Annotated in this window: 11 protein-coding genes and 1 pseudogene; 1 reads left to right on the top strand and 11 read right to left on the bottom strand. The window is 67.3% G+C overall.

Going from position 1 to position 13566, the window contains the following annotated elements; all coding sequences use genetic code 11:
• Window positions 1–13 precede the first annotated feature (13 nt).
• From smc to BN2156_RS09950, 3 genes and pseudogenes are all read right to left on the bottom strand, one after another.
• A pseudogene (gene smc / locus BN2156_RS09940) lies at window positions 14–3584 on the bottom strand (chromosome segregation protein SMC).
• A 26-nt stretch (window positions 3585–3610) separates the two neighbouring features.
• Entirely contained in the window at window positions 3611–3919 is a 309-nt protein-coding gene (locus BN2156_RS09945) for an acylphosphatase (protein ID WP_090512949.1), read from the bottom strand.
• Window positions 3916–4323 (bottom strand): OsmC family protein, encoded by a 408-nt coding sequence (locus tag BN2156_RS09950; protein ID WP_065460671.1) that lies wholly within the window; start codon window positions 4321–4323, stop codon window positions 3916–3918. Before BN2156_RS09950 ends, BN2156_RS09945 begins: the two co-directional genes overlap by 4 nt.
• A 138-nt stretch (window positions 4324–4461) precedes the next feature.
• Between BN2156_RS09950 and BN2156_RS09955 the strand changes: the two genes are divergently transcribed.
• Window positions 4462–5286, top strand: coding sequence for an Rv0361 family membrane protein (locus BN2156_RS09955; protein ID WP_090512951.1), 825 nt, complete (start codon window positions 4462–4464; stop codon window positions 5284–5286).
• An 11-nt stretch (window positions 5287–5297) separates the two neighbouring features.
• On the opposite strand, the gene mutM is transcribed toward BN2156_RS09955, so the two are convergent.
• The 8 genes from mutM to BN2156_RS09995 form a co-directional block, all read right to left on the bottom strand.
• Window positions 5298–6170: a bifunctional DNA-formamidopyrimidine glycosylase/DNA-(apurinic or apyrimidinic site) lyase gene (gene mutM / locus BN2156_RS09960; protein ID WP_090512954.1), complete on the bottom strand. Its 873-nt coding sequence runs from the start codon at window positions 6168–6170 to the stop codon at window positions 5298–5300.
• A gap of 6 nt (window positions 6171–6176) precedes the next feature.
• Window positions 6177–6869 (bottom strand): ribonuclease III, encoded by a 693-nt coding sequence (gene rnc, locus BN2156_RS09965; RefSeq protein ID WP_090512956.1) that lies wholly within the window; start codon window positions 6867–6869, stop codon window positions 6177–6179.
• Window positions 6866–7483: a YceD family protein gene (locus BN2156_RS09970; protein WP_090512959.1), complete on the bottom strand. Its 618-nt coding sequence runs from the start codon at window positions 7481–7483 to the stop codon at window positions 6866–6868. Before BN2156_RS09970 ends, rnc begins: the two co-directional genes overlap by 4 nt.
• 65 nt (window positions 7484–7548) lie before the next feature.
• Window positions 7549–8286, bottom strand: coding sequence for a cell division protein SepIVA (gene sepIVA, locus BN2156_RS09975; RefSeq protein ID WP_090512961.1), 738 nt, complete (start codon window positions 8284–8286; stop codon window positions 7549–7551).
• Window positions 8287–8401: 115 nt separating this feature from the next.
• Window positions 8402–8968: a hemerythrin domain-containing protein gene (locus BN2156_RS09980; RefSeq protein WP_090512964.1), complete on the bottom strand. Its 567-nt coding sequence runs from the start codon at window positions 8966–8968 to the stop codon at window positions 8402–8404.
• 84 nt (window positions 8969–9052) lie between these two features.
• Window positions 9053–9529, bottom strand: coding sequence for a pantetheine-phosphate adenylyltransferase (gene coaD, locus BN2156_RS09985; RefSeq protein WP_090512966.1), 477 nt, complete (start codon window positions 9527–9529; stop codon window positions 9053–9055).
• A gap of 38 nt (window positions 9530–9567) precedes the next feature.
• Complete coding sequence (gene rsmD / locus BN2156_RS09990; protein ID WP_162490847.1) at window positions 9568–10122, bottom strand: 16S rRNA (guanine(966)-N(2))-methyltransferase RsmD; 555 nt, start codon at window positions 10120–10122, stop codon at window positions 9568–9570.
• Window positions 10119–13538 carry a pyruvate carboxylase gene (locus tag BN2156_RS09995; protein WP_090512971.1) on the bottom strand — a complete coding sequence of 1140 codons (3420 nt, stop codon included), beginning with the start codon at window positions 13536–13538 and terminating at the stop codon, window positions 10119–10121. The genes rsmD and BN2156_RS09995 overlap by 4 nt, the downstream gene beginning before the upstream one ends.
• Between the last annotated feature and the right edge of the window lie 28 nt (window positions 13539–13566).

The following is a 13566-nucleotide window of genomic DNA, read 5'->3' on the forward strand; positions in this document are numbered from 1 at the left end:
GTATCCGCCCGAGTCAGCCCGAGCTGGCCGCGAGCTCCTGTCCGCGCATCCGCTGCGAGATCACCGTGGTGATGCCGTCGCCACGCATGGTCACGCCGTACAGCGCGTCGGCGACCTCCATGGTGGGCTTCTGGTGGGTGATCACGATCAGCTGCGACTTTTCCCGCAGCTGCTCGAACAGGCTGATCAACCGGCGCAGATTCACGTCGTCCAGCGCGGCCTCGACCTCGTCCATCACGTAGAACGGGGACGGGCGGGCCCGGAAGATCGCCACCAGCATGGCCACCGCGGTCAGTGACTTCTCGCCGCCGGACAGCAGCGACAGGCGCTTGATCTTCTTGCCCGGAGGCCTGGCCTCGACCTCGATGCCGGTGGTCAGCATGTCGGCTGGATTGGTCAGCAACAGCCGGCCCTCGCCGCCGGGGAACAGCGTGGAGAACACCTGCTCGAATTCGCGCTCCACGTCGACATAAGCCTCGGTGAACACCTGCAGGATCCGGGTGTCCACGTCGGCGATGACATCCAACAGATCGGTGCGCGCGGCCTTGACGTCCTCAAGCTGCGTGGACAGGAAGTTGTAACGCTCCTCCAGCGCCGCAAACTCTTCCAGGGCAAGCGGATTGACCCGGCCCAGCTCGGAGAGTTCACGTTCTGCCTTCTTGGCCCGACGCTCCTGGGTCGCCCGGTCGAACGGCATCGGCGCGGGCGCGGTGACCTGCTCTCCGCGTTCGCGCGCCTGCTCGTACTCGGCCATCTCCAGCTCACTGGGCGGCAGCGCGACCTGCGGGCCGTATTCGGCGATCAGGTCCGCCGCGGGCATCCCGAACTGCTCCAGCACCTGGGCCTCGAGCTGTTCGATACGAAGTGCCGCTTGCGCTTTGGCCATCTCATCGCGGTGCAGCGAGTCGGTCAGCGCGGTGATCCTCGCGTTCAGTTCGGTCACCGTCTCGCGCACCTGCGACAGAGCCGTGCCTCGCAACTGACGCTCGGTGGCCAGCTCGTCACGCATCCGCGACGCCACCGACACCACGGCGCTCAAACGCTGGGCCACAATGCGTCCGGACTCCGACACCGCGGCCGCCACCCGCGCAGCGTGCCCGTTGCGCGCGCACCCGAGCCTCGCGCTCGGCCGCAGCGGCCCGTCGCAGTGAATCAGCGCGCCCGCGAACTGCATTGGCCCGTTCCTCGGCCGTTCGTACCGACAGTCGTGCCTCCACCTCGACCGAACGCGCTGCCTCGGCGGCGGCCATCGAGGCCTGCCGGTCCACGGGCTCGGCCTCGAACATCGGCAACTGCTCGGCGTTGTGCAGCCGTGATTCGAGTTCGGTGAGTTCCTCCACCGTCTTGGTGCGCCCGGCTTCGAGTTCGTCGCGTTGGCGGATCAGCCGCTGGTACTCGTCATCGGCACCGCGGGCGTCCTGCCCCAGGCGACCGAGTTGCTCGTAGATGGCAGAGATCGCCGCGTCGGATTCGTTGAGCGCGGCCATCGCCTCTTCGGCCGACTCCTGCCGGGCCGCTTGCTCGGCCAACGCACCGGACAATGCCGCCGCCAGCTCACCGGTCTGCCGCTCGGCGACCTCCAGTTCGTTGCGGGCCTTGTCGATCTCCGCACTGATCTCGAGGGTGGAGGGTTTGCGGTCGGAACCACCGCTGATCCAACCGGCACCGACCAGGTCACCGTCAGCGGTCACCGCGCGCAGGTCCGGCCGCGTCGATACCAGCTGCACCCCGGCTGCCAGATCGGTCACCACGGCCACTCCGGCGAGCATCGCGGTGATCGCCGGACGCAACCGGTCCGGAACGCTGACCACGTCGTTGGCCCAGATGGCCCCGCCGGGGAGCACTCCTGACGGGGACGAGCCGTTGCCCTTCCAGTCCCCCAGCAGCAGAGCCGCCCGGCCACCGTCGGATTCCTTGAGTGCGGCGACAGCGGCCGCTGCCACACCGAAATCCTCGGCGGCCAACGCGTCGGCGGCCGCACCCAGAACGGTGGCCACCGCTACCTCATGGCCCGGTTGAACCTTCAGGTACTCGCCGATGCTGCCGAAAAGACCTGCGCCACTGTGGTTCTTCTGCAGCCAAGCGGCACCGTCGCGCCGGTCCAGGCTGACCGAGAGCGCCTCGATGCGGGCGCGCAGTGAGGCGACCTGCCGTTCGGCGGCACGTTCGGCGGCCTGCAGCTCGGCTACCCGTTCATCGGCGAGTCGCAGCGCCGCCACCGAGCGGTCGTGCTGCTCATCCAGGCCCACTTCCCCGGCGTCGAGCTCGCCCACACGGTTCTGCACGGTCTCGAATTCAGCTTTCGCCTGTTGGGCTTTGGCGGCGGCTTCCTCGATGCTGACCGACAGGCGCATGACCCCCTCGTCGATCGACTCGACCCGGGTGCGCATCGTGTCGACCTGACCGGCCAGCCGGGCCAGCCCTTCCCGCCGGTCAGCCTCGGCCCGTGCCGCGGCCAGATGCGCCCGCTCGGCCTCGGCGGCGGTCTGTTCACGTTCGGCCAGCTCGGCGCGGGCGGTCTCCAAGACGATGCGTGACTCTTCGAGCTCACCCAGTAGCTCCATCTCCAGCTCGGCCACCTCGTCGGCCTCGGCTTCCAGCGCTTCGGGGTCCTGCCCGGTGGACACCTCGGCCTCGGCCTCGAAAAACTGGGCCCGGTCGGTCGCGATACGCACGGTGGCACTCACCCGTTCGGCCAGCGCCGAGGCCCGGAACCAGGTCTGCTGGGCCGCTTCGGCGCGGCGGGTCAGTTCCGCGACGGCGGCCTCGTGGGCCTGCAGCTCGACGGTCGAGGCTTCCAGCCGGACGGTCGCCTCGTCATGCTCGCGGCGCAGCGTGGTCTCGGCCTGGTTGGTGTTGTGGAATTCGACCTGGCGTCTCACCAGGTCGTCGGCGGCCAGCCGCAGGCGGGCGTCGCGCAGGTCTGCCTGGATGGTGGCCGCGCGCCGGGCCATCTCGGCTTGACGGCCCAGCGGCTTGAGCTGACGGCGCAGTTCGGTGGTCAAGTCGGTGAGACGGGCCAGGTTCGCCGCCATCGACTCGAGCTTGCGGACCGCTTTTTCCTTGCGCTTGCGGTGCTTGAGAACGCCGGCGGCCTCCTCGATGAACGCGCGGCGATCCTCGGGACGCGACTCCAGGATCTCGGCGAGCTTGCCCTGGCCGACGATGACATGCATCTCGCGGCCGATGCCGGAGTCGCTGAGCAGTTCCTGGACATCCATCAGCCGGCAGCTGCTGCCGTTGATCTCGTATTCGCCTGCGCCGTCGCGAAATACGCGGCGGGTGATCGACACCTCAGAGTATTCGATCGGCAACGCGTTGTCGGAGTTGTCGATGGTGAGCGTCACCTCGGCGCGGCCCAGCGGCGCCCGCGACGACGTGCCGGCGAAGATGACGTCTTCCATCTTGCCGCCGCGCAGCGTCTTGGCGCCCTGCTCGCCCATCACCCAGGTCAGGGCGTCCACCACGTTGGACTTGCCCGATCCGTTGGGGCCGACGACGCAGGTGATGCCGGGTTCGAAACGCAGAGTCGTCGGCGAAGCGAAGGACTTGAAGCCCTTCAGCGTCAGACTCTTGAGGTGCACGGCGATTTACCCTACCGCCGACTCGGCTACCGTTCGATGAACCCCGCCATCGGGGCGTCGGCATCCGTCCAATCTGCGACGACGTTGTCCACCGACCCCGGGGTCCGACCGCTCTGCAGCAGCTCAAGCAATCGCTGACATTTCTCCCGCGGCCCCTGGGCGACGACGTGCACCCGGCCGTCGGGCCGATTGGAGGCAAACCCGGTCAGACCGAGTTCCAGCGCACGCGACCGGGTCCACCACCGGAACCCCACGCCCTGCACGTGACCGTGCACCCAGGCGCTCAGGCGCACCTCGGAGCCGGCCCCGGCGGCGGGGAGGTCCGGACCGGTCATCGAGTGGCGACCTCGAACTTCACCTCGGTGCCGGATTTGAGGGTGCGGCCGACAGTGCAGACCTGGTCGATGGCGCGCTCGACCACGGTCAACAGCCTGGCGACCTCGGATTCAGAGAGGCCGGACACGTCGATTTCGAGTTTCTCCTCCAGCAGCGGGTAGCGCTCCTGCTCGCGGTCCGCGGGTCCGGACACCCGGATCGTCGCCGGGTAGTCGTCACCCAGACGCCGGCGCAGCGGCTGATCACTGGACATACCGCTACACGCGGCCAGCGCGATCTTCATCAGTTCCCCCGGGGTGAACACGCCCTCGACGTCCTCACTGCCAACGAGTACCTCGGCACCGCGTGAACTGCGCCCGACATAGCGGCGCACGCCGGTGCGGTCAACCCAAAGTTCGGTCATGCGGTATTTCTACACGTCGCGACACCCGGATATTCCAGCGGTGATGGCTGCGGACACACCTGGGTACCTCAGCCTCGCCCCGGCGGTGAACCCGGTAGCGACGATAGACTCGGCAGACCGACTTCGCCGAGGAGCACCGTGACCTATCCGCCGAGCAATCCGCCCACCCCGCCTTCGGGTTCTCCCGGGCCGTGGCAGCAGCCATACCAGCAAGGCGGGCCGCAGGGATATCCGAACACGTCCGGTAACCCTGAGCAGCCCTATGGCTCGCCCTACGGAGCACCTCAGCAGCCGCAACAGCCTCAGCAGCCGTACGGGTCGCCGTATGGAGCGCCATACGGCGCACCCCAGCAGCCCCAGGATCCGTACGGCACTCAGTACGGAGGCCCCCAGCAGCCATATGGAGCTCCCTACGGCGCGCAGGGACCGTACGGGGCCCAGCAGCCGTACGGCGCGCCGCAACAGCCCTACGGCTACCCCACCCCCAAGCCACCCAGCGGCGGCAACGGCAAATTGTTCGCCATCATCGGGGCCGTGGTGGCCGTACTGGTGCTGATCGGCGGCATCGCCTTCTTCGCGTTGAGCGGCGATTCGGATTCGAACAAGGGCCGCACGAGCGCGGGCTCGTCGCAGTCCGCCGGCGAGAGCGATGCCGAGCAGGAGGTCCGGGACTTCCTCGATGAGGTGATGGCGAGCAGCAGCGACCTCAGCGAAGCGCTGCCGTATTTCTGCCAGGCGGATCAGGACCTGTTCGAAAAGATCGGCGGGATCGATGCGATCGACATCCCGAAGACCACCGACTCCAGCGGCTCCGCGGAGATCACCAAGATCACCGTGGACGGCAACAAGGCCGTCGTCGACATCTCCAGCAGCGCGGGCCCGGGCAAGTTGTACCTGCGCAAGGAAAGCGGATCGTGGACGATCTGCATGTCCGACATGCCCGGTATGCCCAGCATGCCGTGATCATGACCGGGTCAGCCCCGGGGACGGGGCTGACATTTCGGGCAATAGAACGATGACCGGTTCATGAACTTGTCGCGGCGCATCACCGCGCCGCACCGCCGGCACGGTTCCCCTTCCCGGCCGTAGGCGTCCAAAGACCGTTCGAAGTAACCGGATTCGCCATTGACGTTCACATACAGCGAATCGAATGACGTCCCGCCCTGGCTCAGCGCATCGGTCATCACCTCGGCGGCGGCGTCGAGCACCTCGGCCAGCCGGCGGCGGGGCAGCGACGCGGCCGTTCTGGCGCCGTTGATCTTGGTCCGCCACAACGCCTCGTCGGCGTAGATGTTGCCGATGCCCGACACCACGGTCTGGTCCAGTAGCTGGCGTTTGATCTCAGAGTGCTTGCGCCGCAGCACCGTGACCACGTGGTCGCGATCGAACAGTGGGTCCAGCGGGTCGCGGGCGACGTGGGCCACCGGTTGCGGGACGGCGGTGCCGTCCACCGTCACGAGCTCGGCCAGCTGCCAACCTCCGAACGTCCGTTGGTCGACGAAACTCAGCGCCGTGCCGTCATCGAGCACCGCGGCGATCCGCAGATGCCGGTCGTCGCGGATCGGACCCAGAAGCATCTGGCCGCTCATCCCCAGATGCACCACCAACGCCTCGGTCTCGTCCGCGCCGCCGTCTTGACCGTGCGCCAGCGTCAACCAGAGGTACTTGCCGCGACGGCCGGTTCCGGTGATGCGGGCATCCAGGAGCCGGGCGGTCAGATCGCCGGGGCCGGCCTCGTGACGGCGTACGGCGCGCGGATGATGCACCCGCACGGCCGAAATCGATTTACCCGCAACGTGTTCGTGCAAGCCGCGGCGGACTACCTCTACCTCGGGCAGTTCGGGCATCGGTGCTCACGCATTGTCGAGTGCGGTCCAGGCCGCGGCCGCCGCCTTGAGCTCGGCCTCTTTCTTGTTGCGCCCCACGCCCTTGCCGTATTCGACATCGGCCACCACCACGATGGCCGAGAATTCCTTGTCGTGATCGGGCCCGGTGGAGGTCACCACGTAGCTGGGGGCACCCAGCCCGCGGGAGGCGGTCAGCTCCTGCAAGCTGCTCTTCCAGTCCAGGCCGGCACCCAACGTCGGTGCGGTATCGAGCAACTCACCGAAGAGCCGCAGGATCACCTCACGTGAAGTGATCAGGCCGTGCTGTAGATAGATTGCGCCGAGCAGGGATTCGACGCCGTCGGCGAGAATGCTGGACTTGTCGGCACCGCCGGAGTTCTCCTCCCCTTTGCCCAGCAGCAGGTGGCTACCGAGGCCGCCGTCGGTGAGCCCACGGCCCACATCGGCCAGCGCCTGGGTATTGACGATGCTGGCCCGAAGCTTGGCCAGATCCCCCTCCGAGCGTTCGGGATGACGGTGGTAGAGCTCCTCGGTGATCGTCAACCCCAGGACCGCGTCCCCGAGAAACTCCAACCGCTCGTTGGTGGGTACGCCACCGTTCTCATAGGAGTAGCTGCGATGTGTCAGCGCGATGGTGAGCAGTTCGGCGGGAAGCTCGACGCCGAGCGCCGCCAGCAGCGCCTCGTGCGAATCGGTCACTCGTCGCCCCTGGGGCGCTCGCCGTCGGGCAGCATGGCAGACAGCTTGGCCCAGCGTGGATCGATCTTGTCGTGGTGGTGCCCAGGTTCCGCGGTGGCCAGCGCAACTCCGCAATCGGGGCACAGGCCCGGGCAGTCCGGACGGCACAGCGGAGAGAACGGCAACGCCAACCCGACCGCATCGATGATCGGCTGTTCCAGGTCGACCGTGTCGGCCTGGCCGGACGCGCCCACCCGACCCATCTCGTCGGCCTCGGTGGTCTCGTCGGTGGTGCTGTCCGGGTAGGCATACAGCTCGGTGATGTCGATCTCCACATCGCCGGTGATCGCGGTCAGGCAGCGCGCGCATTCACCGGCCGTGGGGGCCGACACGGTCCCGGTGACCAGCACGCCCTCCGACACCGACTGCAGCTGAAGGTCGAGGTCGAGCGGTGCGCCCTTCTCGATCGCGACCAGCTCCGCTCCGATCCGAACCGGACTGGGCACGGTCTCCTGATAGGACAGGAACGACCCCGGCCGTCGACCCAGCCGGGAGACATCGATCACCAGCGGCGACCGGGAATTACTACGCCTCTCAGGCCCTTCCCGCCCAGCCGAACTCGCATGCGTCGCCATGCATCGATCCTACGGCGGCGCCGGATCACACCACGACAGAGTGCGGCCGATGCCACGCACGGTCGTCAGCGGGTGGCGTAGTCGTGCGTGCCTGCGGTCGTACGCAGCTGGTGGCGTCCACGGCCGACGGAGCGCAGGGTGCCGTTGAGGAAGTCCTCGAACTCAGCCAGTTTGCTGTCGACGTAGATGTCGCATTCACCGCGCAACCGGTCGGCTTCGGCGTGCGCCGCGTCGACGAGCCGCGTGGCCTCGGCGGTCGCCGTCGAGACGATCTCGGTCTGCGACACCAGGCGTTGCTGCTCCTTGATGCCCTCTTGGACGGCCTTCTCGTACTGCAGGTTGCCGTTCTCGATCAGGCGATCGGCTTCGGCCTTGGCCCGGCCGGTGCTCGCGTCGTACTCGCGCTTGGCCGATGCCGCCAGCCGCGCAGCCTCCTCGCGCGCCTCCCCGACCATGCGCTCGCTGTGCTGACGGGCCTCGGCGACCATCCGGTCCGCCTGCGCCTTCGCGTCGGCGAGCAGTCGATCGGCCTCACTCCTGGCGTGGTTGAGCATGCCGTCGGCATCGGCGTTGGACTTCGACATCACCGACTCGCAGTGCTCCTTGGCTTCGCGCAGCAGCGAATCACGCGCGTCGAGGACATCCTGCGCATCGTCGAGCTCGCCGGGGATCGCGTCCTTGATGTCATCGATCAGTTCGAGCACATCACCGCGCGGCACCACGCAACCTGCCGTCATCGGCACACCACGTGCTTCTTCGACGATCGCGCCGAGCTCGTCGAGCGCTTCAAAAACTCGGTACACGGCAAAACCCTCCAGGTCGTCGTTGTTAGTGACTAGTGTGCCTGGTGTTACGCCTGTGACTTGGGAGCACAATCGGTGTGTCGCCCCGGCCATCGTCACCGTGGTCGCGGCAAAGTCACCGCATCGCCGCAGCGATCAGGTCGCGCGCGCGGTCGAGCATCGATGCGAACGGCCCGACGGCGAAATTGAGCCCGGCCGACTCCACCCCGGGGTGCGGCCGGGTGGGTGCGATCGCCTCGGCCGCCTGCACGGCCTTGACCATCCGCTCGAGCTCGTCGGCGTCGAGCTTGCGGTGCAGCTTGTCGAATTCCTCGTGCTCCTCGTGTTCGGCGTGGTCGATCACCGCCTCGCGAAACTTCGTCAGCTCGGTGAGGAAGGCGTCCGAGTCGACGTCCATGTCCTCCAATTTGGACAGTTGGACCTTGGCCGCATGTTCCTCGTGCAGGCGCGCGTCGACGATCTCGTCGCCGTCGGTCACCTCGCGGCGCACGCGTGGATGCACCACCATTTCCTCGGCGGTCTCGTGCACCGCCAGCAATTGCCGCAATTCGACGAAGGCTTTTTCGCGGGCTTCCGCGGTGGAGGCGGAGAACACCTCCTCGAACAAGTCCTTGATCAGGTTGTGCTGATCTTTGAGGAACTTCACGACATCGTCGGTGGATTGAACGAATGTTTTGGTCACGGCGGAACCTCCGCGTATCGGGTTGTCGAGTCACGGCGCGTGGGCTGAGCGCCGTTTCAACCAGATACCCGCCGGCGGGGCGGGCTAACCGCCGAGCTTGCCCTGCAGCCTGCGGTTCACCGGCTCCGGCAGCAGCGCCGAGACGTCACCGCCCAGGGACGCGACCTCTTTGGCCAACGACGACGACACGAACGAATACTTCGGCGTGGTGGCCACGAAGAAGGTGTCGACGCCGGCCACGTGCTTGTTCATCTGCGCCATCTGCAGCTCGTACTCGAAGTCGGTGCCGGTGCGCAGGCCCTTGACGATCGCGGTCAGCCCGCGGTCCTTGACGAAGTCGACCACCAGGCCCTGACCGGACTCGACCCGCAGATTCGGCAGGTGCGTGGTCGACTCGACGATCATCGCGATCCGCTCGTCGAGGTCGAACATCCCCTTCTTGTTGGGATTGACCAGAACCGCCACCACGACCTCGTCGAACTGCGCTGCCGCACGCTCGAAAATGTCGACATGGCCAAGGGTCACCGGGTCGAAGGAGCCGGGGCATACCGCGCCACTCATGGGTGACGACGCTACAGGCCGCCGCGCCGACGGATCCGCTAGCCCACTTCGGCGAGTTCCACGCGGGTATCGCCGTAACGCCGGCTGCTGAGCTCCTCCCAGCCTTCCGGCCAGCTCACCGGACCGCTCGACGCACGCCGTTCCACCAGGACGACGCTGCCGGCGGTCACCCACCCCGCGCCGGCAAGCACCGTGAGCATCCGGTCGACCGCGGCATCGTCGAGGTCATACGGCGGATCCGCGAACACCAGATCCACCGGCCGCGTGGTGCCGCCGGCCAGCACCGTGTCGACGCTGCCACGGCGCACCGTGGCGGCCCGGACACCGAGGGAGGCGATGTTCTCGGCGATCACGGCGGCCGCACGCGCATCGGACTCGACAAAGGTCGCCGAGACCGCGCCACGCGAAAGCGCTTCCAGGCCAAGCGCTCCCGAACCTGCATACAGATCGAGCACAGACAGCCCGGCAAAGTCCAGCCGCGCCGTCAACGCGTTGAACACTGCCTCCCTGACCCGATCGGAGGTGGGCCGGGTTCCACTGCGGGGCACCGCGATCCGGCGGCCACCGAGCGCGCCGGCGATGATCCGGGTCAGATTGATTCCCCGGTCGCTTCGCTCCTGCCCGCCGAACCGACCACCACGAGGAGATCACCACCCTCGACCTGCGCGGTGGCGGCCACCGCGACGCGTTGCACGGTGCCGGCCTTGGGGGCGGTGATGGCGGCTTCCATCTTCATCGCCTCGATGGTGGCGATGGTCGCGCCGGCTTCGACGGTATCCCCGGCGGCGACACCGACGGTGACCACACCGGCGAACGGGGCCGCGACATGATCGGGGTTGTTGCGGTCGGCCTTCTCGGCGGCGGGAACCTCGCTGGCGATGCTGCGGTCACGCACCGTGATCGGACGCAGCTGCCCGTTGAGAATGCACATCACCGTGCGCATCCCGCGCTCGTCGGCGTCGGAGATCGCCTCCAGGCCGATCAGCAGCTGCACGCCGCGCTCGAGCTCGACGCGGTGCTCCTCGCCGTAACGCAGCCCGTAGAAGAACTGGTTGGCGCTGAGGCTGGACGTGTCGCCGTAGGTTTCGCGGTGCGCCTCGAACTCCTTGGTCGGCCCCGGGAACAGCAACCGGTTCAGCGTGGCCTGCCGCTTGGGTCCCGGCGCGGCCAGCAACGCCTCGTCCTCAGCCGAGAGTTCCTGGATCGGCTTGGCCGGTCCTCTGCCCTCAAGTGCCTTGGTGCGCAACGGCTCCGGCCAACCACCCGGCGGGTCACCGAGCTCGCCGCGCAGGAACCCGATCACGCTGTCGGGAATGTCGTATTTGGCGGGATCCGCCGCGAACTCCTGCGCACTGACCCCGGCCCCCACCAACGCCAACGCCAGGTCCCCCACCACCTTGCTCGACGGGGTCACCTTCACCAACCGGCCCAGCACCCGATCGGCGGCGGCATAGGCGGTCTCGATCTCCTCGAACCGATCCCCCAACCCCAGCGCGATCGCCTGCTGGCGCAGATTGCTCAGCTGCCCGCCAGGGATCTCGTGGGTGTAGACCCGTCCCGTCGGCGCCGGCAACCCCGACTCGAAGGGGGCATAGACCTTGCGCAGCGCCTCCCAGTAGGGCTCGAGATCGCAGACAGCGCTCAGCGACAGACCGGTGTCGTACTCGGTGTGGGCGGCCGCGGCCACGATCGAAGACAACGCCGGCTGGCTGGTGGTGCCGGCCAACGGCGCCGCGGCACCATCGACCGCGCTCGCGCCAGCCTGCCAGGCCGCCAGATATGTCGCCAACTGCCCACCCGGGGTGTCATGGGTGTGCACATGCACCGGCAGATCGAAACGCGAGCGCAAAGCCGAGACCAGCGTGTGCGCCGAGGCCGGGCGCAACAGACCGGCCATGTCCTTGATCGCCAGCACGTGAGCGCCGGCGTCGACGATCTGCTCGGCCAGCTTCAGGTAGTAATCCAGCGTGTACAGGTTCTCGCCCGGGTCAGACAGATCCCCGGTGTAGGACATCGCCACTTCGGCGATCGCCGTGCCGGTCTGACGCACCGCATCGATCGCCGGACGCATCGACTCGACGTTGTTGAGCGCATCGAAGATGCGGAAGATGTCGATACCGGTGCGGGTGGCCTCATCGACGAACGCCGACGTCACCAGTTCCGGATACGGGGTGTATCCCACGGTGTTTCGGCCCCGCAGCAGCATCTGCAGACAGATGTTGGGCACCGCCTCACGCAGGGCGGCCAGCCGCTCCCACGGATCTTCCTTCAAGAACCGAAGCGCCACATCGTAAGTCGCCCCGCCCCAACATTCGATGGACAGCAACTGCGGCATCGTCCGCGCCACATACGGCGCCACTTTGAGCAGCCCGGTCGAGCGCAACCGGGTGGCCAGCAACGACTGATGGGCATCGCGGAACGTCGTATCGGTGACCCCGAGCGCCGAGCTGTCACGCATCCAACGCGCGAATCCTTCCGGACCCAACTCGAGCAGACGCTGCTTGGAACCCGACGGCGGCACCGACGACAGATCCAGCGCCGGCAGTTTGTCTTGCGGATACACCGCCGACGGACGCTCGCCGTTCGGCTTGTTCACCGTGACATCGGCCAGGTAGTTCAAGATCTTGGTGCCGCGGTCGGCCGGAGTGTGCGCGGTCAGAAGCTGCGGACGGTCGTCGATGAACGAGGTGTTGACCCGACCGGCCCGGAAGTCGGGATCCTCGATCACCGCTTGCAGGAACGGGATGTTCGTCGACACACCGCGGATGCGGAACTCTGCCAGCGCCCGGCGCGCCCGCGCCACCGCCGTGGAGAAATCCCGTCCACGACAGGTCAGCTTGACCAGCATCGAGTCGAAATGCGCCAGCACCTCGGCCCCGACATTGGTGCCGCCGTCCAGGCGGACACCCGCACCCCCGGGCGACCGGTAGGCGGTGATCCGGCCGGTGTCCGGACGGAATCCGTTGGCCGGATCCTCGGTGGTGATCCGGCACTGCATCGCCGCCCCGCGAATGACCAGCGAGTCCTGACTCAGACCCAGATCGGCCAGCGTCTCCCCGGCCGCGATGCGCAGCTGCGAACCGACCAGGTCCACATCGGTGATCTCCTCGGTCACCGTGTGCTCCACCTGAATTCGTGGATTGCACTCGATGAACACGTGATGCCCACGCTCGTCGAGCAGGAACTCGATGGTGCCCGCACAGCTGTAGCCGATCTGGCGGGCCAGCGCCACTGCATCCGCGCAGATCCGCTCGCGCAACCCAGGTTCCAGGTTCGGCGCCGGCGCCAGCTCGATCACCTTCTGATGGCGCCGCTGCACGCTGCAATCCCGCTCGAACAGGTGCATCACGTTGCCCTGCGTATCGGCGAGGATCTGCACCTCGATGTGGCGCGGGTTGATGACGGCCTGTTCCAGGTACACCGCCGGGTCGCCGAACGCAGACTCCGCCTCACGCGAAGCCGCCTCCACCGCCTCGGCCAGTGCCTCGGGATCGGTCACCCGGCGCATACCGCGCCCACCGCCACCGGACACGGCCTTGACGAACAACGGGAACTCCATATCCCGTGCCGCAGCAACCAATTCATCCACCGACGACGACGGCGCAGAGGACGCCAGCACCGGCAGGCCCGCTGCCCGCGCCGCGTCGATCGCCCGCGACTTGTTACCGGTCAACTCCAGAACCTGCGCCGAGGGGCCCACGAAGGTGATCCCCGCCTCCGCACACGCCGAAGCCAATTCCGGATTCTCCGACAAGAACCCGTAACCCGGGTACACCGCATCCGCACCCGAATGCTTGGCGACCCTGATGATCTCCTCAACAGACAGGTACGCCCGAACCGGATGACCGACCTCACCGATCTGATACGACTCGTCAGCCTTCAACCGATGCAACGAATTGCGATCCTCATACGGATACACCGCCACCGTCGCGATGCCCATCTCATAAGCAGCACGAAACGCACGGATCGCGATCTCGCCACGATTGGCGACTAACAGCTTGGAAATCACGGGTAGACCTAACCGACAAGTTATTTCG

It is taken from the genome of Mycolicibacterium neworleansense (assembly GCF_001245615.1).
GTDB classification, from domain to species: domain Bacteria; phylum Actinomycetota; class Actinomycetes; order Mycobacteriales; family Mycobacteriaceae; genus Mycobacterium; species Mycobacterium neworleansense.

Coding starts and splice junctions, on each gene's coding strand:
- BN2156_RS09945 (WP_090512949.1), bottom strand. CDS start 3,919: ATGACCGGTCCGGACCTCCCCGCCGCCGGGGCCGGCTCCGAGGTGCGC.
- BN2156_RS09970 (WP_090512959.1), bottom strand. CDS start 7,483: ATGGCGACGCATGCGAGTTCGGCTGGGCGGGAAGGGCCTGAGAGGCGT.
- mutM (WP_090512954.1), bottom strand. CDS start 6,170: ATGCCCGAACTGCCCGAGGTAGAGGTAGTCCGCCGCGGCTTGCACGAA.
- BN2156_RS09950 (WP_065460671.1), bottom strand. CDS start 4,323: ATGACCGAACTTTGGGTTGACCGCACCGGCGTGCGCCGCTATGTCGGG.
- coaD (WP_090512966.1), bottom strand. CDS start 9,529: ATGAGTGGCGCGGTATGCCCCGGCTCCTTCGACCCGGTGACCCTTGGC.